This is a genomic window from Sphingobium sp. D43FB, from assembly GCF_002312805.1.
Classification (GTDB): Bacteria; Pseudomonadota; Alphaproteobacteria; order Sphingomonadales; family Sphingomonadaceae; genus Sphingobium.
Window position 1 is genome coordinate 27,001 of the sequence record NZ_NMUA01000001.1, and the last position, 21,228, is coordinate 48,228.

Here is a 21,228-nt window from a genome sequence, read left to right on the forward strand (position 1 = left end):
ATGGCGGTCAGAGGCCCAGCACGCCCTTCATGTCGTAGCGTCCGGCGGGCTGATCGACCAGCCACTGCGCGCCCTTGATCGCGCCGCGCGCGAAGATGGAGCGATTCTCGGCGCGATGGCCGATTTCTATCCGCTCGCCTTCGCTGGCGAAGATGACCTGATGGTCGCCAGCCACCGATCCGCCGCGCAGGGCGGCAAAGCCGATCGCGCCCTTCGCCCGCGCGCCTGTAATGCCATCGCGGCCGCGTTCGCTATGGTCGGCAAGGTCGATCCCGCGTCCGCGCGCTGCTGCTTCGCCGAGCAGCAGCGCGGTGCCGGAGGGGGCATCGACCTTGTGCCGGTGGTGCATCTCGACAATCTCGATATCCCAGTCGTCACCCAAGCCCGCCGCCGCCTGTTCGACCAAGGCGGCGAGCAGGTTGACGCCGAGCGAGGTGTTGCCGGTCTGGAGTACGGGAATGACCAGCGCGGCCTGATCGATCAGCGTGTGATGGACAGGCTCCAGCCCGGTCGTGCCGATCAGGATCGGCTTGTGGGCGGCGATGCAGGCGTCGAGATGGGCCGAGAGGGCACCGGGGACGGAGAAATCGATCAGCACGTCGCTTGCCTGCGCCAGTGCCGCGATATCGGTCGTGATCGGGACAGCCGGCGCGATCTCGCCGCTGCCTGCGCGGTCGGTGCCGCCCGCCAGGCCCAGGCCCGCTTCGGTCGCGACTGTGGCGATCGCCTGCCCCATGCGGCCTGCGGCCCCGAAAATCCCGATGCTGATCATGAAGACGCCGTCCCTGTTGTGCTGGGAAGCGCGGATGCCAGAGCGACGCGCTTTTGTCATCCCCTCGGACGGGTCGTCTCAGCGCTCGTTGAGGCGCGGCATCAGTTCGACGAAATTGCAGGGACGAAAGCGGCTGTCCAATTGTGTGACCAAGATACCGTCCCAGGCATCCTTCACCGCGCCGGTGGAGCCAGGCAAGGCGAAGATATAGGTGCCGCGCGCGACGCAGGCGGTGGCGCGGGACTGGATCGTGGAGGTGCCGATCTTCTGGTAGCTGAGCCAGCGGAACAGTTCGCCGAAACCCGGAATTTCCTTGTCTTGCACTTGCGCCACTGCTTCGGGGGTCACGTCGCGCCCGGTGACGCCGGTGCCGCCGGTGGTCAGGATCACGTCGACCTTCGGGTCGTCGATCCAGGCGTGCAGTCGTGCCACGATCGCCGCCTTGTCGTCACGTTCGATATAGCGGCCAGCGAGGATATGGCCTGCACTTTCCAGCCGTTCGACCAGCGCGTCGCCGGAGCGATCATCGGCCAGCCCGCGCGTGTCCGACACCGTCAGGACAGCGATGCGGACAGGGATGAAGGCCCGGCTCTCGTCGATCGGCATCAGTCCGAACCGCCACCCATGCTGCCACGCCCATCGGCCTTGCTCAGCCGCACCAGCTTCATGCCCTTGGAAGTCGGGAAGGTCGGCCACAAGCCCTGGGCCATGCCGGTCAGGCAATCGGCGCTGCCCTTGCCCTGGATCTGATACATCCAGTAATTGCGCATGACGATGTTCACATAGGCGCGGGTTTCATAATAGGGCAGCGATTCCATGAAGAGCAGCGGGTCGCCCTTGTCCTTCACTTCGCTGTTCCAGCGTTCGACCGGCATCGGCCCGGCATTATACGCTGCCATGACCTTGGGCAGCAGTCCGCCGGTCGCGCTCATGTCACGCAGCGCTTCGAGATAGCGCTGGCCAAATTCCATGTTGGTCGATGGCACGAACAACTGATCGGCCGAGGCGAGACCCATGTCGCTGCCCGTGCCGGGCCGCACCTGCATCAGGCCGCGCGCGCCTGCGCTGGAGACGACCTGCGAGCGGAAGCCCGATTCCTGCAGGGTGTGGGCGTAGATGAGCGCCGGATCGACGCGCCAGCCGCCATCGGGCTGCCAGTTGGGGGCGGGGAAGCGGGCGAAACTTTCCGGCTGCTTGCCGGCGGGGCCGTTATGGGCGAGCCATAGCTGGGTTTCGGGCAGGCTGAGCGCGCTGGCGAGGCGGATCAGCGCATCATAATGGCCGGTGCCACCAATCTTCGCCTGATGGCGCAGCAATTCTTCGGCACGGCCGGTTTCGCCGATGGCGCTCAGCGCGATAGCGGCGCGGGCATTGGGGCTGTCCTTGAGCAATTGCCATTCGGACGCGCCGAACCGGTTGGCTACAGGCGCAGCGCCGAGCGGCAGACCAAGCGATTCGCGGGCGAGCAGGCCGTAGAAAGTCTCTTCCGACCGGCTGGCAAGCTTGAGGTAATTTTGGACCTTGTCCGCTTCGCCGCACACCATATAGGCGCGCGATGCCCAATAGGCCCCTGCGGCGCGCATGTCGTTGTTACCGGCCAGCGCCGCAACATTGGCAAAGGACGGGGCGGCGGCGCGGCAGTCATTCTGGCGCCAGGCGGCAAGGCCAGCGGTCCAGTGGGCCTGTACGCTCCAGTCGCCGCCAGCCCGCGCTTCCAGCGCGCGCGCGGCCATGCGGCGGGCGTTGCTGTCGTCGCTTTCGATATAATAGGCCCAGGCAACCCGCTGGCGCACTTCGGTCAGGCCTTCAGGCGTCAGGCCCGCTTCGCCGCTTGCCAGCAGCGCTTCGGCCCCGATGGGGTTGTCCGCTTTGATGTACGTTTGAATTTGGCCCGCAAGTGCCTGGGCCAGCATGTCGGTCTTGACCGCGGCGACATATTCGCGGCGGGGGGCAGCGCCTAGCCAGACCATCTTCTGCACTTGCGGCAGGGTCGGCAAGATGGTCGCGCCGCGCTTTTGCGCCAGGCGAGAAAGTTGGTCGGCCTTGGGGAGCCAGGCGGCTTTGTTCACCAGGTCGAGCAGGTCGAACAGTTCGACCCTGGGCGAACCCTTGGCGAGATAGAGTTCGGACAACGCCAGCGGCCGCATCGCATCCTGCGCGTCCAACGCGTCGATCATCGCGCGGGCGTCGGACCATTTCTGATCGCGCAGGGCAACGAAGATGCTGCGATAGCGGGCCTTGTCACCGTCCGACAGGACAAGCGGGGCGTTGCTGACCAAAGCCGCCGATGCCGGTGGCAAGGTGCCGGTCGTTTCCGCCGACACGGGCAGCGCGGCGGCAACACCCATTGCGAACAGGGCCAGGCAGGACAGGCGCGTCGCGGCTCTAGTCATGGTCGGTTTCCTCGATAAGGCTTTGCAGGGCGCGCCAGCATTGCGCCTTGGCCGCCGGTTGCGTGAGCAGCAGGCGGGGGTGAAATGTGGCGACGACGGGCACAATGCCGCCATCATGGTTAAAGCCGGGTAAAGCAGTAGACGCCTCGCCACCGCCCGTCGGCATCAGAGCCCGGATCGTCCGATCACCGAGCAGAAGCAGGCGGCGTGGCCGGGCGAGATGGACATGGGTGGCCATGCGCGTGGCGGCGCTGGCGATGTCGCTTGCCTCCACCATGCCGCCGGGCGGACGGGAAAAAAACAGGGAGGCGATATAGCAATGCGCCCGGTCGAGGCCGATGGCGCGCAGCATCGAATCGAACAAGACGCCCGCCCGGTCGGCCAGCAGCGTTCCTTGCTCGATATCGGCGGGATCGGGCATGTCGGTGACGATCATCAAGGGCGCATCGACCGGTCCGACAGGCATGATGGCGCGGCCCGCCCAGCGCTGTTCAGGCTGACCCGAGTCGCTCGCCAGCCACGTCTGAAAGGCCTGCAAATCCTGCGGTTTGGCGACCGGGGGAGCAATCGGGACGCTCGATTGCGCCGCTGATGCCGTAGCGGCCAAGGCCGGACGCAACCAGTTGACGGGCGTTTCCGCCACCGCGCATTCCACGCCGACAAGCTGCCACCACGCCAGATAGGCGTCGGCACCCAGCGCCGCATTGTCCTGCATTGGTCCCCGCATCTGCACCTTAGGGCCAGAGGTTGACGAGGGGGTCAAGGTGCTTCATCGCCTGTGATGGTAGAGTGTTGGAGTAATAAGGCGATCGGAAGATCGGGGTGCAGCCCGCCGGACGCCGATATGGAGGGACTATGAGCGAACGGGAATCGATGCCCTATGACATCGTCATCGTCGGCGGTGGGCCAGCTGGACTGTCTGCGGCGATCCGGCTGAAACAGCTTGCCAGTGAAGCGGGTCAGGAACTGGCCGTATGCGTGCTGGAAAAAGGCTCCGAAATTGGGGCGCATATCCTGTCGGGCGCGGTGATCGATCCCAAGGCACTCGACGAATTGCTGCCGCAATGGCGCGACATGGACTGTTCATTGGCGCAAACGCCGGTGACCGACAACCAGCACTGGTTCCTGACCAAGTCCGGCAAGATGGCCATGCCGCACATCATGACGCCGGGGTGGATGCATAATAAGGGCACCTATACCGGATCGCTGGGCAATTTGTGCCGCTGGCTGGCCGAGCAGGCCGAGGGGCTGGGTGTCGAAATCTTCCCCGGCTTTGCCGCCGCCGAAATCCTCTATCATGAAGATGGCAGCGTGAAGGGCGTCGCCACCGGCGACATGGGCGTCGATCGCGAAGGCAAGCATAAGGGCGATTATCAGCCCGGCCTAGAACTCCACGCCAAATATACCTTCTTCGCCGAAGGGGCGCGCGGGCATCTGACCAAGATATTGAAGCGCCAGTTCGCGCTGGACGCGGACAGCGAGCCGCAGGTCTATGGCCTGGGCATGAAGGAATTGTGGGACATTGATCCGGCGCTGCATCAGCCCGGTCTGGTGATCCACAGCCAGGGCTGGCCGCTGACCGATGCCTATGGCGGCGGCTTCCTTTATCATCAGGCCAATGGCCAGGTGGCGTTGGGCTTCGTTGTCGGACTTGGCTACCGCAACCCGCACCTCTACCCGTTCGAGGAATTTCAGCGCTGGAAACAGCATCCCGAAATCCGCAAGTTCCTCGAAGGCGGTCGTCGCGTGTCCTATGGCGCGCGGGCAATCAACGAGGGCGGCTGGCAGTCAGTGCCCAAGCTCGACTTCCCCGGCGGCGCGCTGATCGGCTGTTCGGCTGGCTTTGTGAACGTACCCCGCATCAAGGGCACGCATACGGCGATGAAGTCGGGCATGTTGGCGGCCGAAGCGGCCTTTGCCGCCGTGCAGGCGGGGCGGACGAGCGACAGTCTGGCCGACTATGATGCGGCTGTGCGGTCAAGCTGGATCGCGGACGAGTTGAAGCTGGTCAAAAATGCCGAACCGCTGCTGTCCAAATTTGGCGGCACGATCGGCACGCTGCTGGCGGGCATCGACATGTGGATGCGGACGCTCAAGATCGGCCTGCCCTTCACGATGAAGCACAAGCCCGACAATGAGAAGATCTGGCACAAGGACGCCTGCGCCAAGATCGCCTATCCCAAGCCCGATGGCGTGGTCAGCTTCGATCGCCTTTCCTCGGTGTTCCTGTCGAACACCAATCATGAGGAGGACCAGCCGGTCCATCTGCAGCTGAAGGACCCGGCGATCCCGATCAGCTATAATCTGCCCCTTTATGACGAGCCGGCGCAGCGTTATTGTCCGGCAGGCGTCTATGAAGTGGTGGGTCAGGAAGAGGGCAATCCCCGGTTCCAGATCAACGCGCAGAATTGCGTCCACTGCAAGACGTGCGATATCAAGGACCCGACCCAGAATATCAACTGGGTCGTACCCGAAGGCGGCGGAGGACCGAATTATCCCAATATGTAAGCGCCTGATCCTGTCTCTTTCGCTGATGGTCCCCGCCGCCGCCGGGGCATCGGTCGATCCGCAAAGCGCGCTGCACACCTATGCGCAGGCGCGGTTGGCGGACAGCGACGGCGCGCTGGCGCTGGCCGTCGCCCATTATGGCGAGGCGCTGGCGCTCGACCCCGACCGGGTGGAAATCGCCGAGCGCGCCTATGTTCAGGCGCTGGAGAGCGGGGACAAGGCGCTGGCGCTGCGATCAGCGGCTTTGCTGGATCAGGCGGGCTTGCTGCCGCGCGATGGCACCTTGCTGCGCATCGGCGAGGCGCTGGAGCAGCGCAATTGGATTGCCGCCGCAACGCTCGCCGACCGGATGGAAGAGGAGGGCAATTTCGCCTTTCTCGGCCCGATTTTGCGGAGCTGGATCGCGGTGGGCGAAGGTGGTTCCGTGCCGCTCGCCATCGATGCGAAGGATCGATTCGCGGCGTTGGCGCAGCGCTATGTCGATGAGCATCAGGCGCTGCTGGCGTTGAACGCGGGTGATGTCGAAGGCGCGAAGTTGCCGCTGCGCCGGGCGATCGCCCTTCGCCCTGCCGATGCCGGGTTGCGCCTGTCCTTTGCCACCCAATTGGCGGGGCGAAAGGCCAAGGCGGAAGCGCTGCTGCTGCTGCCACCGGGCCAGGCGCATTTCAGACAGGCGCGGGCCGAGATTGAGCGACGCAGGATCAAGGCTGCGCCGCTGACCCCGGCGCAGGGCTATGCGCGGTTGCTGGCGCGGTTGGCGGTGGATATCGGGTCGGATCGGGAGGGCGTGGGGCTGGCGCTGCGGCTGGCGCGGATCGCGACCTTTGCCGATCCTGATTCGCCGGAAAATCATATCATCGCCGCGCGGCTGTTGACGGTTGCGGGTTTTGCCAAAGCCGCGATCGCGCAAGTGGACAAGGTGCCGCCTGCTGGCTGGTATGGCGCGCTGGCGCAAGCGGAGCGGGTGGACGCACTGGCGGTCGATGGCCAGATGGATGCGGCGCTGACGCTCGCACGTACGCTGGCGGCGGAGCCTGACGCGGAGGCGGAGCGCCATGTGCGGCTGGGCCGCCTGCTCGCTGAACAACGGGATTTTGATGGCGCGGCAGTCGCGTTTCGGGCGGCGCAGGCGCGTTTTGGCGATGCGGCCCCGCCCTGGTCGCTGCTGCTGTTCGAAGGCAGTGCGCTGGAACAGGGCAAGCGCTGGGACGAAGCGCGCGCGGTGCTCGAACGGGCTGCGGCGATGGCCCCCAATGAGCCGGTGATCCTCAACTATCTGGGCTATGCGCAGATCGAGCGGCGTCAGAATGTCGCGGCGGCACTCGACATGCTCAAAAAGGCAAGCGCGCTCAAGCCGCAAGATCCCTCTATCACCGATTCGCTGGGATGGGCGCAGTTCGTCACGGGCGACGTCAAAGCCGCCGTCCCCGTGCTGGAACGGGCGGCAGCGGGCGCCCCGGATGATGTGACGATCAACGAGCATCTGGGCGATGCGCTCTGGACCGCAGGGCGTCGTTACGAAGCGCGTTATGCCTGGGCCGCGGCGTCGATCAATGCGGAAGGCGATGTCGCGACGCGGATTGCCGCCAAGACCAAGGAAGGATTGAAGCCCGAATATGCCGCACCCTGACGCGGAGCTGGAGGCCGATAGCTTCATTGAAACCGCCTATGCCAAGGTCAATGTCGCGCTGCATGTGCGGGCGCGGCGGGACGATGGCTATCATGCACTGGAAAGCCTGTTCGTCTTTGCCGAGCATGGCGACTGGCTGATCGGCCAGGCGACCGATGATGGCGCGATCGACCTGGTGATTGACGGGCCGTTCGGCAGCGCGCTGGACGCGGGGCCGGGCAATCTGGTTGTGAAGGCGGCGCGGGCGCTGCAATCCTATCTCGGTGAACAAAGGGGTGCGGCGATCCGCCTGACCAAGATCTTGCCGGTGGCGTCGGGGATTGGTGGCGGATCGGCCGATGCCGCCGCGACCCTGCGGCTGCTGGTGCGGCTATGGGATGTGCGGATCGAGGAGCGGGAATTGGCGGCTTTGGCGCTGGATCTGGGATCGGACGTGCCGGCTTGCATCGCCAGCGTGACGCAATTGGTTACGGGGCGGGGTGAGGGGCTTGCGCGGCATGACGTTGAGGGGCTGGCGGGCATGTCGATGCTGCTGGTCAATCCGGGTGTGGCCGTGCCGACGGGGCAGGTGTTTGCCGGGTGGGACAGGCAGGATCGGGGGGCTTTGGATGCCGGGAGTTTGGACGCGCTGATAGGTTCGGGCCGCAATGATCTGGAATCACCGGCCATTGCGGTGGCTCCGGTGATCGCAGATGTGCTGGTTTCTCTCAACGCGCAACCGGGGCTGGTGCTTGCACGCATGTCGGGGTCGGGCGCAACTTGCTTTGCCTTGTTCGCGGATGACGCCGCTTTGGCCGACGCAGCAATGGCGGTGCGCATCGCCCATCCCGACTGGTGGGTGATGGAAACACGGATCGGCGCGGCATGAGCGAGGCCTTTACCCTGGTTGAAGAGGGTGGGCTGGACCTGCTGATCGTTGCCGATCATGCGTCGGCGCATGTGCCGGAGGATATCGACCTTGGCATCGACCCGGCGCTGCTCGCCAACCATATCGCGATCGACATCGGCGTGGCAGAGGTCAGTCGGCTTCTCGCGGCGCAACTGGGTGCCACGGCGATATTGGGCGGCGTGTCGCGGCTGGTGATCGACCTCAACCGCGAAGAGGATGCGCCCGGCCTGTTGCCGGTGATGAGCGATGGCCATGCGATTGCGGGCAATCGCGCTGCTGACCTGTCCGACCGGATGCGGCGCTTCTATCATCCCTATCATCATGCGATCGAGCGGCGACTGGCCATGATGGCCTCGCCCTTCATCCTGTCCGTCCACAGTTTTACGCCCCGGCTGGCAAGCGACCCGGACCAGCAGCGGCCATGGGAGATCGGCATCCTTTATGGCGAGGATGACCGCGCGGCGCGAATCGCCATTCCCTTGCTGGCGGCGGCAGGGCTGATCGTCGGCGATCAGCAACCCTATTCGGGCAAGCTGCTGAACGCGACGATGAACCGCCATGCCGAAGCCAATGGCATCCCCTATCTCGGCATCGAGATGCGGCAGGATATGGTCGGTGACGCGGCGGGTCAGCGGCGTTTTGCCGATCTGCTGGGGCCGGTAGTGCTGGCTTGCCGGAGTGCGCTGACATGATGCGATGTGGCTATTGGGGGTTGCTGCTGAGCCTTTCGGCGTGCGGGAGCGATCCTGCTGTTTTGGGCAATGGGCCGGACGCGCGCGTTGATGACGGCATGGTGGAATGTGCGATCGGGCCTGATGCGGCCTGGGCGCGGGATTGTGCGGTTGAACGAGCGGGGAACATGCTGACGATCCGGCATCCCGATGGCGGCTTTCGCCGTTTCACGGTGCTGGACGATGGGCGGGGTCTGGAAGCCGCTGACGGGGCGGAGGAAGCCAGGCTCCAGTTGATCGACAAGGATCAGATCGAGATCCGTATCGGCGGTGGTCGTTATCGCATGTCGGTTCAGGTGGCGGGGTCCGCGCCCCGATGACGGCCACGCCGATCCTGACCGCTGCGCAAATGCGGGCGGCGGAGCAGGCGGTGTTTGCGTCGGGTGTTGCAGATTATGCGCTGATGGAGCGAGCGGGCGCGGCGGCGGCGGCGATCATCTGGCGGGCAGGCGGGCGGCGCGATACGCTGGTCCTGTGCGGGCCGGGTAATAATGGCGGCGATGGCTATGTGATTGCGCGGTTGCTGCGCGAACGGGGCGTGGCGGTGCGGGTGGCGGCGCTGTGCGAAAGCCGCACGCCGTCGAGCCAGTGCGCCCGCGCCGAGTGGGATGGGCTGGTCGAGGATATGGTTACGACCGCACCTGCGACGCAGCTGGTGGATGCGCTGTTCGGCACGGGCCTGTCGCGGGGGCTGGATGGGGTAGTTGCTGCGCGATTGGGTGAACTGACCAAGGCGGCGAGCCATAGCCATGCCATCGACCTGCCGAGCGGGGTGGACACCGACAGTGGCGCGCTTCTCTCCGCCGTGCCGCGCTTTGGGCTTTGTATCGCGCTAGGCGCTTTAAAGCCCGCGCATCTTCTCTATCCGGCGGCGGGCTGCTTCGATAGGCTGATCACTGCGCCGATCGGCATTGCTGCGCCGGATCAGGTGCACCGGCTGGAACCGCCCCGGCTCATGGCGCCGGGGCCGGATGCGCATAAATATACACGCGGCCTTGTGGCGGTGGTCGGTGGATCGATGCCTGGCGCGGCGCGGCTGGCGGCGCGATCGGCGGCGGTGTCGGGTGCTGGCATGGTTCGGCTGTTCGCCATGGATGGGGCGGTGACCGGGCCGGATGCCATCATTCATCAACAGGTGCAGACGGCGGCGGACGTGGCGAAGGCGCTGGACGATGACCGAATCGCGATCGTGCTGTTGGGGCCGGGGCTGGGACGCGATGCAGCCGCGCGCGACCGGCTGGCGGCAGTTGTAGCGGCGGGCCATCGGTTGGTGCTGGATGCCGATGCGCTGACGCTGTTGGCGGTCGATGCCATTCCGCGCGGCGCGATCCTGACGCCGCATGAAGGCGAGTTTCGACGGCTGTTCGGCTATCTGCCCGGCAGCAAGATCGATCGCGCACGGCAGGCCGCGGCGCAAAGCGGTGCGGTGGTGATCTACAAGGGCGCGGACAGCGTGATCGCTGGGCCGGATGGACGGGTTGCCGTGGCGGCAGGCGCTTCGAGCTGGCTGTCGACTGCCGGGACCGGCGATGTGCTGGCCGGGCTGGTCGCCGGACGACTGGCGGTTACAGGCGATCCCTTTCGTGCCGCGAGCGAGGCGGTATGGCTGCACGGCGATACCGCGCGGCGGTCGGGCGCGGCGTTCGTGGCCGATGATTTGCCTGATGCGCTGCCAGCGGCTATCGCCGCGCGATTGTGACAGACAGCGACCCAGACATCATCATCCGTATCGCCGCCAAGGGCGATGGCATCACCGCCGACGGCCGCCATGCGACGTTGACCGCACCGGGCGACCGGCTTTTGCCCGACGGCACAGTGGAGCGCGGACCCCATCATGTCGCGCCGCCCTGCGTGCATTTTCCGGCCTGTGGCGGCTGCGAACTACAGCATCTCGATGACGCCAGCCTGTCCGATTTCGTGACCGGGCGGGTGGTCGGGGCGCTCGCCGGACAAGGGGTGACGGCGCAGACGGTGCTGCCGACGCATCTGTCGCCGCCGATGACGCGGCGGCGTGCGTCGCTGCGCGCGGCGCGGTCGGGGCGCAAGATCACCATCGGCTTTGCGGAGGCGGGCAGCCACACGCTCATTGACCTCACCATGTGTTCGGTTCTTGATCCGCGCCTGTTCGCGCTGCTCGCGCCGTTGCGGGATTTGCTGGCGTTGATCCTGCCCGACAAGCGGGCCGCGCATGTCCGCATGTCGTTGATCGACCAGGGTGTCGATCTGCTGCTCGAAGGGGTGCGGGTCGAGGGGCTGGCGGCGGACGAAGGGCTGGGCGATTTCGCGCGGACGCATGGGCTTGCCCGGCTGACGATCGACGAAGGCGACGGGCCGCAGACGCGCTGGGAACCCGAAGCGGCAACGGTGACATTCGGTGGCGTGGCGGTAGGCTTTCCGGCTTTCTCCTTCCTGCAGGCGACGCCAGATGGCGAAGCGGCGCTGGTCGCGGCGGTGCGCGATGCGATGCCGGAGACGGGCGCGATTGCCGACTTGTTCAGTGGCCTCGGCACCTTTGCGCTGGCGCTGGGCGCGGCGCGGCCGGTCTATGCGGCGGAGGGCGCGCGCGATGTGGTGCTGGCGCTCAAACTGGCGGGACAACGGGCGCAGCGGCGGATGGTGGCGGATCATCGCGACCTGTTCCGACGTCCGCTGACGCCGGAGGAACTCAACCGTTTTGCCGCCGTCGTGCTGGACCCGCCGCGCGCGGGTGCGCGCGAGCAGGTGATGCAACTGGCGGCCTCGACCGTGCCGGTGATCGCCTATGTCTCCTGCAATCCGGCAAGCTTCGCGCGCGACGCGGTGCATCTGATCGCGGGCGGCTATCGCCTGGAGAGCGTGCGCCCGGTCGGGCAATTCCGCTGGTCCACCCATGTCGAGATGGTCGGTATCTTCCGCCGATAAAAAAGTCCCTCGCCGCAGGGGGAAGCGGCGAGGGACTGGCATCCTCTCCAACAGGGAAACCGAGGTCGGTTTAGCCCAGCTTGATGACGGTTGCGCGACGGCGGGCGGGTACGGCTTCGGCATAGAGGCTGGCCATCGGCGCATCCTCCACTTCGATCGTCGCTTCCGACGTGAAGCCGTTGAAGCCGGTCCGCATCGCTGCGCCATAGGCGCCCAGCATGCCGATCTCGATATAGTCGCCAACGCCGACATCGGCGGGCAGCATGAACGGACCGACCATATGGTCCATATCGTCGCAGGTGGGGCCATAGAAGGAGAAGCCGGTCTGCTCCGCCATGCTATCCTCTTCGCGCAGCAGCGCGACGGGGAAGCGCCAGCCGATATGCGCCGCATCGAACAAGGCACCATAGGCACCGTCATTGATGTAGAGCTCGGTGCCGCGACGGCGCTCTACCCGGACGATGATGGAGCTATATTCGGCGGACAAGGCCCGGCCGGGTTCGCACCACAATTCGGACGAATAGCTGACCGGCAGGCTTTCAAAGCCACGGTGGATCGCGTCGAAATAATTTTCGAGCGCGACCGGCTCCATGCCGGGATAGATGGACGGAAAGCCGCCGCCAACATCGATGATGTCGACCGTGACCGCCGCATCGACGATCGCCGCGCGGACGCGTTCGATGGCGTCACTATAGGCCTGCGGGCTCATCGCCTGGCTGCCGACATGGAAGCAGATGCCAAGGGCATCGGCAGCCTGGCGGGTGGCCATCAGCAGATCGCGGGTCTCGCCCAGTTCCGCGCCGAATTTCGACGCGAGGGACAATTCGCTATGCTCGGACGATACGCGCAGGCGGACGCACAGTTCCAGATCGGTCGCGTCATTGGTGGCGCGCATGATCTTGTCCAGCTCGTCGATCGTGTCGAGCGAGAAGGTGCGCACGCCATGGACGGCATAGGCTTCGGCAATGGCTTCTTCAGCCTTGACCGGATGCATGAAGCAAAGCTTCGCGTCCGGCAGCGTTTCGGCGACGAGGCGCACTTCCGCGATGGAAGCAACGTCATAGTGCGAGATACCGCTGTCCCACAATGTCCGAAGCAAATCGGGCGAGGGGTTCGCCTTCACCGCATAGAGCGAGCGCCCCGGAAACTTCTCGACGAAGAATCGGGCTGCCCTGGCTGCGGCCTGGGGACGAATAAGCGTTACCGGTGCTGCCGGTGTGAGGGCGGTTGCTACCCCCAGCGCGCTAGGATGCTTGTGCAATTCAAGGGACCTCCAGTGTAGTCAAGGTGAAAGAAGCTGCCTTGCGGTGGAAGTCCCATGGGGCAGCGGACGGCCGATATAGTCGGGGGGGTCCCCCCTGTAAAGCGCATATGAAAATTTTGTTGCGCGTGCTCGCACGAACCGTGCGTCAGGAGAGACGAGCCTTGAAGTCCTGATAGGAAAAGGCCCGGATTTGCTGGAGTTCGTCGGTGGCAGAGTTCCACAGCCAGATGTCGGGCAGGGGGACGCCGTTGAAGGTGTTGGTCTTGACCATCGAATAATGGGCCTGGTCAAGGAAGGCGATGCGTGCGCCTGGTTCCGCGCCGCCAGGCACATGATAGTCGCCAATAATGTCCCCGGCAAGGCAGGAGGGACCACCGAGTCGGACCAACGGGCCTTCGCTCGGCTCGTGCAGCATCGCGGGGCGATAGGGTGCCTCGATCACGTCGGGCATGTGGCACGTGGCGGAGATGTCGGTGATCGCTACCGGCATGCCGTTGTCGATCACGTCGAGAATTTCACCGACCAAGATGCCAGCGTCGAGCGCCATCGCTTCGCCGGGTTCCAGATAGAGAGTGAGGCCGGTCTTGGCCTTCACGCCCTGGAGAAAGGCGACGAGATCGTCGCGCTGATAATCGGCGCGGGTGATGTGATGCCCGCCGCCGAAATTCAGCCATTTGAGGGTCGAGAGGCGCGGCATGATATGCGGTTCGACCGCGGCCCAGGTGCGTTCCAGCGGTGCCAAATCCTGTTCGCACAGATTATGGAAATGGATGCCGTCGACACCCGACAGATGATCGGGCGTTAGCTGGTTGACGGGAAAGCCGAGGCGGCTGTGCGGCTGCGACGGGTCATATTTGGCGACCTCGCCCTCCGGGTTTTGCGGGTTGATGCGCAGGCCGATGTCGAAATCATGCCCGGCGGCGCGGGCGGCGTCGATCTGCGGCTTGAAGCGGGCGATCTGGCCGGGGCTGTTGAAGATGACATGGTCGGACATCTTGAGGATTTCGGCCAGATCGTCGGGCTTGTAGGCGGCACAATAGGTCGCGACCTCGCCCTTATATTCCTCGCGGCCGAGGCGCGCTTCGTACAGGCCCGATGCGCACACGCCGTCGAGATATTCGCTCACGACGCTGCCCAGCGACCACATGGAAAAGGCCTTGAGCGCGCCCAGCACCTTGATGCCCGCGCGGTCGCGAACATCGGCGAGGATCGCCAGATTGCGCCGGATCGCGGCCTCATCCACCACAAAGGCGGGCGAGGGGACGCGATACAAGTCGAAATGCGCGAAGGCGGCGGGATCGCCGGCTTTGGTTTCCATGAATCATCCTCCGCCACATCGTCACCCCAGCGAACGCTGGGGTCTCACTTCCTCGTGGCGCAAAAGAAAAGAGAGATCCCAGCATTCGCTGGGATGACGAGGTGTTAAAACGCCAGCGGCGCGTCCAGTTCCTTCACCTGCCAGGGCAGGCCATGCTTGTTGAGCATGTCCATGAAGGGATCGGGATTGAACTGTTCGATATTGAACACGCCTTCGCCTTTCCACGCGCCGGTCAGCATCATGGCGGCGCCGATCATCGCAGGAACGCCGGTGGTGTAGCTCACGGCCTGGTTGCCGGTTTCGGCATAGGCGTCCTCATGATCGCAGACCTGATAGAGATAGACGGTCTTGGCCTCGCCATCCTTCACGCCGGTTGCGATATCGCCGATATTAGTCTTGCCCTTGGTGGTGGAACCCAGGCTCGATGGTTCGGGCAGCACGGCCTTGAGGAACTGGAGCGGGATGATCTCCTTGCCCTCATACATGACCGGGTCGATGCGGGTCATGCCGACATTCTGCAGCACTTCGAGATGTTTCAGATACGCATCGCCGAAGGTCATCCAGAAACGGATGCGTTTGATTTCGGGATAGAATTTGGCGAGGCTTTCCAATTCCTCATGATACATGAGGTACATATTCTTCTCGCCTACCTGGTCGAAATCGAACGTATGCTTGTGGCTGAGCGCCGGGCCTTCGACCCATTCGCCCGCCTCCCAGTGACGCGATGGCGCGGTTACTTCGCGGATGTTGATTTCCGGGTTGAAGTTGGTCGCGAAATGCTGGCCATGGTCGCCGCCATTGCAATCGAGAATGTCGAGCGTGTCGATCGTATCAAGCAGATGCTTCTTGATGTAGCTGGCGAACACGCTGGTCACGCCGGGGTCGAATCCCGAACCCAGCAGCGCCATGATGCCCGCTTCCTTGAAGCGATCCTGATAGGCCCACTGCCAGCCATATTCGAACTTGGGCGTGTCGCGTGGTTCGTAATTGGCGGTGTCGAGATAGTCGGTTTTGGTCGCGAGGCACGCGTCCATGATGTTGAGGTCCTGATAGGGGAGGGCCAGGTTGACGACCAGCTTGGGCTGCACCTTCTCAATCAGCGCGATCGTGGCCGCGACATCATCGGCATCGACCTGCGCCACGTCGATGGTGACGCCGGTGCGGGCCAGAACCGATTCGGCGACCTTCTCGCAACTCACGATGCGGCGGCTGGCCAGCGTGATGTGCGAGAAAATATCGGGGTTCATCGCCATCTTGTGAACTGCGACAGACCCGACGCCGCCTGCGCCGATGACCAGAACCTTGCTCAATCTCGTCTCCATATCCTGTACGCGGCATGCGCGCTAAAAGGGCCATATAGGGGCTTGGCGTGACAGCGCAAAGTCAGATGCTTGGGCGGGGCGCCCAGCACATGCCTTAAGGGGCAGTGGCGCAACCTTATCCAGTCCGCAAACGTAAGGGCATCGCATCCCTATCAAGCTGATGCGTGGAAGAGGAAGTAAGCCCATGAAATTCTCGAACGTCTCGCTGGCGCTGGCCGCGACCCTGTTGTCCGTCAGTGGCGCGGCTCTGGCCAATCATCATATGGAAAAGAACCCGATGGTCGGCGGCGCGGCCATGTATCCGACCAAGGATATCGTCGATAACGCCGTCAATTCGAAGGATCACACGACGCTGGTCGCCGCCGTCAAGGCCGCTGGCCTTGTCGATACGCTCAAGAGCGCCGGGCCGTTCACCGTGTTCGCGCCGACCAACGCCGCCTTTGCCAAGCTGCCCGCCGGTACGGTCGATACGCTGGTGAAGCCGGAAAATAAGGCGACGCTGACGAAGATCCTGACCTACCATGTTGTCGCGGGCAAGATGAACGCCGCCGACATCATCGCCGCCGCACAGGCCGCCGGTGGCAAGGCAACGCTGACCACGGTGGAAGGCCAGCCACTTACCGCATGGAAGGATGGCGACGCCGTCTATCTGCAGGATGCCAAGGGCGGCACGTCCAAGGTGACGATCGCTGACGTCAACCAGTCCAACGGCGTCATTCATGTCATCGACACGGTATTGATGCCCTGATCCTTGTCGGGTGACATGAAGGACGGCGGGCCAGTGGCGGGATATTCCCGCTACTGGCCCGTTTGTGTTGGTGAAGCAGGCTCAGCGCACCAGTTTCTTCAAACCCTCCACCGTATCCGCCTCTGCCGCAGGTTTATCGCGCCTGATCCGGGCGATGCGGGGAAAGCGCATGGCAAGGCCCGATTTGTGGCGCTTGCTGTCGTGGATGCTGTCGAACGCGACCTCCAGCACGAGTGATTTTTCGACTTCCCGCACCGGGCCGAAGCGTGCCACCGTATTCTGGCGAACGAAGCGGTCGAGCATCTTGAGTTCCTCGTCGGTGAAGCCGCTATAGGCCTTGCCGACCGGATGCAGTTCGCCGTCCGCCGTCCAGCAGCCGAACGTATAGTCCGAATAAAAGGATGAGCGTTTGCCGTGGCCGCGCTGGGCGTACATCATCACGCAATCGGCGGTCAGCGGATCGCGCTTCCATTTATACCAGAGCGCGGCCTTGCGCCCAGCCACATAGGGGCTGTCGCGGCGCTTGAGCATTACCCCTTCGATCGCGGCGTCGCGGGCACCGGCGCGGATATCGGCGAGCGCGTCGAAATCGTCGGCGTCGATGATGGTGGACAGGTCGAAGCGGGTCGCGTCGAGCTGCGGCATATAGGCTTCGAGCCGGGCGCGGCGGTCGGTCCAGGGGAAGGCGCGCAAATCCTCGTCGCCGTCGAGCAGCAGGTCGTAGAGGCGGACGAAAGCGGGATAATCCGCCTGCATTTTGGCGCTGACGACTTTGCGGCCAAGCCGTTGTTGCAGGGCGTTGAAACTCGCCGCTTCGCCGCCCTGAAAATCGCCGCGCACCAGCAATTCGCCGTCCAGCACGGCATGGCCGGTGAAGGCGGCCGCGATTTCAGGGAAGCTGGCGGAAATATCGTCGCCCGCGCGGCTGTAGAGGCGGGTCTCGCTCCCCGTGCCGACGATCTGGATGCGGATGCCGTCCCATTTCCATTCGGCGACATAGTCGATAAGGTCGACGCTGTCGGCTTCGAGCGGATGGGCGAGCATGAAAGGGCGGAAGAAGGGGGTGCCCGATGGGTCGGGGCGTTCGGTGCGCCCCTCCGCCCAGTCGAACAACTCGGCATAGGGCGGGATCAGGGAATGCCAGACCTGTTCGACATCATCGACATCGAGGCCGAACGCCTGCGCAAAGCCCGTCTTGGCGAGGCGTGCCGAGATGCCAACGCGCAGGCCCCCGGTTGCGAGCTTGAGCAAGGCGAAGCGGCCCGATGCGTCGAGATGGTTCATCATCTGCGCTAAGACGTCAGGCGCGGCGGCGCGGCTGGTGGCGTGGAGGCGATCGACCACCGTGGCCAGCGTCAACGTGCCATCGTCCAAGTCGGGCGGTTCATTGGGCGGTGGGGGCCAGAGCAGGGCGACGGTTTCGGCAAGATCGCCGACATAGTCGCGGCTCATTTCGTAGAGGACAGGATCGACGCGAGCGCGGATCATCTCGCCGATAGCGGAGGATTTGACCGCCTTGAGGTCGAGATTGCCGGTCAGCGCGGCGAGCGCCCAGCCACGATCCGGGTCTGGTGCCGTGCGCAGATAGGTGGCGATCAGCGCCAGCTTGCCATTGCGCGAGCGAGTGTAGACGAGCGCGTCGAGCAGTTGGGAGAATGGCCTCATGATCCCACCTCCGTTCGGTTCGAACTTGTCGAGAACGGGGGAGGAGCAGTTCTCGACAAGCTCGAACCGAACGGGTGGGGGCATGTCTTGGCCATCACCCTTCCTCCTCCTCGTCATCGCGCCCGACCAGGGCCAGCGCCCGCGCCCGAATCTGGTGGGTCATGCACCAGTGGAGCAGGGCTTCCTCGCGGCCATGGGTGATCCAGGTTTCGGTGGGGGCGACCTCGCGGATCGTGTCGGTCAATTCGTCCCAGTCGGCATGGTCGGACAGGATCAGCGGCAGTTCGACATTCTTCTGCCGCGCCCGCTGACGCACGCGCATCCAGCCTGACGCCATGGCCGTGATCGGGTCGGGCAGGCGGCGGCTCCAGCGGTCGTTGAGCGCGGAGGGCGGGGCGACGACGATCGCGCCGCGCATATCCTTGGCCGCGACGCCGGTGGCGGGGCGCAGGTCGCCCATCTCGACGCCGAGTTCGGCATAGAGCGCACACATGCGTTCCATCGCGCCATGGAGGTAGATGGGGTCGCTATGCCCGCGCGCGCGCAGTTCACAGATGACCCGCTGCGCCTTGCCCAGCGCATAGGCGCCCACCAAAACACTCCGGTCAGGATTGGCGTGGAGCGCGGCGAGCAGCCGGTCGATCTCGCTGCCCGTGTCGGGATGGCGGAAGACGGGCAGGCCGAAGGTCGCTTCGGTAACGAAGATGTCGCAGGGCACCGGCTCGAACGGGGGACAAGTGGGGTCGGGGCGACGCTTATAATCGCCGGTCACGACAACCCGCTCACCTGCATGAGTCAATACGATCTGCGCCGATCCCAGCACATGACCCGCAGGCACATAGCGGATGGTGACGCCGCCCAGCCGGATTTCTTCGCCATAGCCGACCGGCGTGCCCGACACAGTGCCATAGCGCAGCCCCATGATCGCCAGCGTTTCGCGCGTGGCCCAGACATGGCCATGGCCGCCGCGCGCATGATCGGCATGGCCATGGGTTACCAGCGCGCGTTCGCGCGGCATCGACGGATCGATCCAGGCATCGGCGGGGCGGACATAGATGCCGGTGGGGTGGGGTTCGATCCAGTGAGCCATTCCCTCCAGAAGATGTGAGCGCGCCAGCGGTTCCGCAAGCTGGTCACAAGGACGTAACGCTATCGTCACGGCCACGACACGCATCTGCCCTATGCGCCGCCCACGACCCGACTGCGAGGAGGCTTGAAGGACATGGCGGCACCGGCACATCAGAACGTCACGCGCGCGGTGCATCGCCACCGGCATCTGTCCAAACAGGGGCTGCTGGAGCGCGCCTTCACCTTCGCCTTTCGCGGCCTAGTCTATGCCCAGATTTGGGAAGACCCCGCCGTCGACATGGAAGCGCTGGCGATCACGCCCGACAGCCATGTCGTGACGATCGCGTCGGGGGGCTGCAACGTATTGTCCTACCTGACCGCCGATCCGGCCAAGATCACCGCCGTCGATCTCAACACCGCGCATATCGCGCTTAACAAGTTGAAGCTGATGGCGGCACGGACCTTGCCCGACCATGCCGCCTTCCACCGCTTTTTCGCGCAGGCGGATAGCAAGGAAAATATCGCCGCCTATCGCGACATCGTCGCGCCGCACCTCGATGAAGCGACGCGGCGCTATTGGGAAGGACGCGACTTGATCGGGCGGCGCCGGATCGGCGGATTCGCACGTGGTATCTACAAACATGGGCTTTTGGGCCGCTTCATCGGCGCGGCGCATCTGCTGGCGCGGGTGCATGGCGTGGACCTGCGGCGGATGCTGGCGGCGACGTCGCGCGCCGAACAGCGCGAGATTTTCGAGCGGGAGGTAGCGCCGATCTTCGACCGCGCTTTTGTCCGCTGGCTCACCAGCCAGCCCGCCTCGCTCTTCGGCCTGGGTATCCCGCCCGCGCAGTTCGAGGCGCTGGCCGGTGACGCGCGCATGGACGTGGTGTTGAAGGCCCGGCTTGAGAAGCTGGCCTGCGACTTCGACCTGAAGGATAATTATTTCGCGGTGCAGGCGTTCGGCCGGGGCTATGACGGCGGTGAAGGGCCATTGCCGCCCTATTTGCAGGCCGCCAATCATGATGCCGTCCGGGCGCGCGCAGACCGCGTCGATGTGCGCCATGCCAACTTCACCGACTTCCTGCGCGAACAGCCTGATGCATCGGCGGATCGCTACATCCTGCTCGATGCGCAGGACTGGATGGATGACGAGCAGTTGAACGCGCTCTGGGCGCAGATCACGCGGACGGCCAGGCCCGGCGCACGGGTGCTGTTCCGCACGGCGGGCGAACCCAGCATCCTGCCGGGCCGGGTGGTGGACGCTGTGCTGGACCGCTGGGCGTATCAAGCCGAAGCATCGCTCGACTATACCGCGCGCGACCGGTCGGCCATTTATGGCGGCGTCCATCTCTATGTGCTGAAGGACGCGCTGTGAGCGACCATGGGCGGTTGATGGACGGCACCTATCGCTGGCAGCGCCACATCTATGACATCACCCGCAAATATTATCTGCTGGGTCGGGACGGCCTGATCGCTGACCTCTCCCCGCCATCGGGTGGAAGCGTGCTGGAGATTGGCTGCGGCACGGGGCGCAATTTGATCGCGGTGGGCAAGGCCTGGCCCCATGCGCGGCTGTACGGCGTCGATATTTCGCAGGCGATGCTCGACACCGCGCAATTGTCGGTCGAACGAGTCGGCATGGCGCGCTGCGTCCGCTTGGCGCAGGGCGATGCCGTCGATTTCGATCCGATGGCGCTGTTCGGCCAAGCCACGTTCGACCGGGTGTTCATCAGTTATGCGCTTTCGATGATCCCGCAGTGGGAGGCGGCACTGGCGCAAGCCGCGCGCTGCGTTGCGCCGGGCGGTCGACTCGAAGTCGTCGATTTCGGGCAGCAGGAAGGCTGGCCGGCTGTGTGGCGGCGGGTGCTGTTCGGCTGGCTGGCGCGGTTCCATGTGACGCCGCGCCATGTGCTGGGAGCGGCGATCGAGAAAGTGGCGGGGGACGTTGGCGGTGAAGCCAGCGTCCGGCCGCTGTATCGCGGTTATGCGCTACGGGGTGGCGTGGCGTTGGGTTAGCCC

General features: G+C 64.8%; 19 protein-coding genes. 10 read left to right on the forward strand and 9 right to left on the reverse strand.

Going from position 1 to position 21,228, the window contains the following annotated elements; genetic code table 11:
- Positions 1-7 precede the first annotated feature (7 nt).
- The 4 genes from dapB to SxD43FB_RS00150 form a co-directional block, all read right to left on the reverse strand.
- On the reverse strand, positions 8-772 hold the full coding sequence (gene dapB, locus SxD43FB_RS00135) for a 4-hydroxy-tetrahydrodipicolinate reductase (protein ID WP_096060482.1): 765 nt from the start codon (positions 770-772) through the stop codon (positions 8-10).
- A 78-nt stretch (positions 773-850) separates the two neighbouring features.
- Positions 851-1,378 (reverse strand): molybdenum cofactor biosynthesis protein B, encoded by a 528-nt coding sequence (moaB, locus tag SxD43FB_RS00140; protein ID WP_096060483.1) that lies wholly within the window; start codon positions 1,376-1,378, stop codon positions 851-853.
- Positions 1,378-3,165 (reverse strand): lytic transglycosylase domain-containing protein, encoded by a 1,788-nt coding sequence (locus SxD43FB_RS00145; RefSeq protein ID WP_096060484.1) that lies wholly within the window; start codon positions 3,163-3,165, stop codon positions 1,378-1,380. The genes moaB and SxD43FB_RS00145 overlap by 1 nt, the downstream gene beginning before the upstream one ends.
- The gene (locus tag SxD43FB_RS00150) at positions 3,158-3,880 is read right to left on the reverse strand and encodes a uracil-DNA glycosylase family protein (RefSeq protein ID WP_096060485.1); all 723 of its coding nucleotides are present in this window, start codon (positions 3,878-3,880) and stop codon (positions 3,158-3,160) included. Before SxD43FB_RS00150 ends, SxD43FB_RS00145 begins: the two co-directional genes overlap by 8 nt.
- Before the next feature lie 140 nt (positions 3,881-4,020).
- Between SxD43FB_RS00150 and SxD43FB_RS00155 the strand changes: the two genes are divergently transcribed.
- From SxD43FB_RS00155 to SxD43FB_RS00185, 7 genes are read left to right on the forward strand one after another with little or no spacing between them, the layout of a single operon-like run.
- A complete protein-coding gene (locus tag SxD43FB_RS00155; protein ID WP_096060486.1) occupies positions 4,021-5,673 on the forward strand; it encodes an electron transfer flavoprotein-ubiquinone oxidoreductase in 1,653 nt (550 codons plus the stop codon).
- A gap of 25 nt (positions 5,674-5,698) precedes the next feature.
- The gene (locus tag SxD43FB_RS00160) at positions 5,699-7,303 is read left to right on the forward strand and encodes a tetratricopeptide repeat protein (protein WP_096060487.1); all 1,605 of its coding nucleotides are present in this window, start codon (positions 5,699-5,701) and stop codon (positions 7,301-7,303) included.
- Positions 7,290-8,171 carry a 4-(cytidine 5'-diphospho)-2-C-methyl-D-erythritol kinase gene (locus tag SxD43FB_RS00165; protein ID WP_096060488.1) on the forward strand — a complete coding sequence of 294 codons (882 nt, stop codon included), beginning with the start codon at positions 7,290-7,292 and terminating at the stop codon, positions 8,169-8,171. Before SxD43FB_RS00160 ends, SxD43FB_RS00165 begins: the two co-directional genes overlap by 14 nt.
- On the forward strand, positions 8,168-8,884 hold the full coding sequence (locus SxD43FB_RS00170; protein ID WP_096060489.1) for an N-formylglutamate amidohydrolase: 717 nt from the start codon (positions 8,168-8,170) through the stop codon (positions 8,882-8,884). Before SxD43FB_RS00165 ends, SxD43FB_RS00170 begins: the two co-directional genes overlap by 4 nt.
- Positions 8,881-9,243: a hypothetical protein gene (locus tag SxD43FB_RS00175; protein WP_255245553.1), complete on the forward strand. Its 363-nt coding sequence runs from the start codon at positions 8,881-8,883 to the stop codon at positions 9,241-9,243. The genes SxD43FB_RS00170 and SxD43FB_RS00175 overlap by 4 nt, the downstream gene beginning before the upstream one ends.
- Positions 9,240-10,622 (forward strand): NAD(P)H-hydrate dehydratase, encoded by a 1,383-nt coding sequence (locus tag SxD43FB_RS00180; RefSeq protein ID WP_096060490.1) that lies wholly within the window; start codon positions 9,240-9,242, stop codon positions 10,620-10,622. The genes SxD43FB_RS00175 and SxD43FB_RS00180 overlap by 4 nt, the downstream gene beginning before the upstream one ends.
- On the forward strand, positions 10,619-11,824 hold the full coding sequence (locus tag SxD43FB_RS00185; protein WP_096060491.1) for a class I SAM-dependent RNA methyltransferase: 1,206 nt from the start codon (positions 10,619-10,621) through the stop codon (positions 11,822-11,824). Before SxD43FB_RS00180 ends, SxD43FB_RS00185 begins: the two co-directional genes overlap by 4 nt.
- Before the next feature lie 70 nt (positions 11,825-11,894).
- On the opposite strand, the gene SxD43FB_RS00190 is transcribed toward SxD43FB_RS00185, so the two are convergent.
- The 3 genes from SxD43FB_RS00190 to SxD43FB_RS00200 form a co-directional block, all read right to left on the reverse strand.
- Complete coding sequence (locus SxD43FB_RS00190) at positions 11,895-13,085, reverse strand: type III PLP-dependent enzyme (RefSeq protein WP_096060492.1); 1,191 nt, start codon at positions 13,083-13,085, stop codon at positions 11,895-11,897.
- A 148-nt stretch (positions 13,086-13,233) separates the two neighbouring features.
- A complete protein-coding gene (locus SxD43FB_RS00195; protein ID WP_096060493.1) occupies positions 13,234-14,406 on the reverse strand; it encodes a carboxynorspermidine decarboxylase in 1,173 nt (390 codons plus the stop codon).
- 104 nt (positions 14,407-14,510) lie between these two features.
- On the reverse strand, positions 14,511-15,716 hold the full coding sequence (locus tag SxD43FB_RS00200; protein ID WP_096060734.1) for a saccharopine dehydrogenase family protein: 1,206 nt from the start codon (positions 15,714-15,716) through the stop codon (positions 14,511-14,513).
- A 196-nt stretch (positions 15,717-15,912) separates the two neighbouring features.
- Between SxD43FB_RS00200 and SxD43FB_RS00205 the strand changes: the two genes are divergently transcribed.
- Positions 15,913-16,476, forward strand: a complete 564-nt coding sequence (locus SxD43FB_RS00205) for a fasciclin domain-containing protein (RefSeq protein WP_069064773.1) — start codon at positions 15,913-15,915, stop codon at positions 16,474-16,476.
- Positions 16,477-16,557: 81 nt separating this feature from the next.
- On the opposite strand, the gene SxD43FB_RS00210 is transcribed toward SxD43FB_RS00205, so the two are convergent.
- Both SxD43FB_RS00210 and SxD43FB_RS00215 read right to left on the reverse strand, forming a co-directional pair.
- Positions 16,558-18,141, reverse strand: coding sequence for a cisplatin damage response ATP-dependent DNA ligase (locus SxD43FB_RS00210; RefSeq protein ID WP_096060494.1), 1,584 nt, complete (start codon positions 18,139-18,141; stop codon positions 16,558-16,560).
- A 94-nt stretch (positions 18,142-18,235) separates the two neighbouring features.
- Entirely contained in the window at positions 18,236-19,231 is a 996-nt protein-coding gene (locus SxD43FB_RS00215; protein ID WP_096060495.1) for a ligase-associated DNA damage response exonuclease, read from the reverse strand.
- A 132-nt stretch (positions 19,232-19,363) separates the two neighbouring features.
- On the opposite strand from SxD43FB_RS00215, the gene SxD43FB_RS00220 reads away from it, so the two are divergent.
- Positions 19,364-20,584, forward strand: coding sequence for a DUF3419 family protein (locus SxD43FB_RS00220; protein WP_096060496.1), 1,221 nt, complete (start codon positions 19,364-19,366; stop codon positions 20,582-20,584).
- Entirely contained in the window at positions 20,581-21,225 is a 645-nt protein-coding gene (locus SxD43FB_RS00225) for a methyltransferase domain-containing protein (RefSeq protein WP_096060497.1), read from the forward strand. The genes SxD43FB_RS00220 and SxD43FB_RS00225 overlap by 4 nt, the downstream gene beginning before the upstream one ends.
- Positions 21,226-21,228 lie beyond the last annotated feature (3 nt).

Coding starts and splice junctions, on each gene's coding strand:
- dapB (WP_096060482.1), bottom strand. CDS start 772: ATGATCAGCATCGGGATTTTCGGGGCCGCAGGCCGCATGGGGCAGGCG.
- moaB (WP_096060483.1), bottom strand. CDS start 1,378: ATGCCGATCGACGAGAGCCGGGCCTTCATCCCTGTCCGCATCGCTGTC.
- SxD43FB_RS00145 (WP_096060484.1), bottom strand. CDS start 3,165: ATGACTAGAGCCGCGACGCGCCTGTCCTGCCTGGCCCTGTTCGCAATG.
- SxD43FB_RS00150 (WP_096060485.1), bottom strand. CDS start 3,880: ATGCAGGACAATGCGGCGCTGGGTGCCGACGCCTATCTGGCGTGGTGG.
- SxD43FB_RS00155 (WP_096060486.1), top strand. CDS start 4,021: ATGAGCGAACGGGAATCGATGCCCTATGACATCGTCATCGTCGGCGGT.
- SxD43FB_RS00160 (WP_096060487.1), top strand. CDS start 5,699: ATGGTCCCCGCCGCCGCCGGGGCATCGGTCGATCCGCAAAGCGCGCTG.
- SxD43FB_RS00165 (WP_096060488.1), top strand. CDS start 7,290: ATGCCGCACCCTGACGCGGAGCTGGAGGCCGATAGCTTCATTGAAACC.
- SxD43FB_RS00170 (WP_096060489.1), top strand. CDS start 8,168: ATGAGCGAGGCCTTTACCCTGGTTGAAGAGGGTGGGCTGGACCTGCTG.
- SxD43FB_RS00175 (WP_255245553.1), top strand. CDS start 8,881: ATGATGCGATGTGGCTATTGGGGGTTGCTGCTGAGCCTTTCGGCGTGC.
- SxD43FB_RS00180 (WP_096060490.1), top strand. CDS start 9,240: ATGACGGCCACGCCGATCCTGACCGCTGCGCAAATGCGGGCGGCGGAG.
- SxD43FB_RS00195 (WP_096060493.1), bottom strand. CDS start 14,406: ATGGAAACCAAAGCCGGCGATCCCGCCGCCTTCGCGCATTTCGACTTG.
- SxD43FB_RS00205 (WP_069064773.1), top strand. CDS start 15,913: ATGAAATTCTCGAACGTCTCGCTGGCGCTGGCCGCGACCCTGTTGTCC.
- SxD43FB_RS00210 (WP_096060494.1), bottom strand. CDS start 18,141: ATGAGGCCATTCTCCCAACTGCTCGACGCGCTCGTCTACACTCGCTCG.
- SxD43FB_RS00215 (WP_096060495.1), bottom strand. CDS start 19,231: ATGGCTCACTGGATCGAACCCCACCCCACCGGCATCTATGTCCGCCCC.
- SxD43FB_RS00220 (WP_096060496.1), top strand. CDS start 19,364: ATGGCGGCACCGGCACATCAGAACGTCACGCGCGCGGTGCATCGCCAC.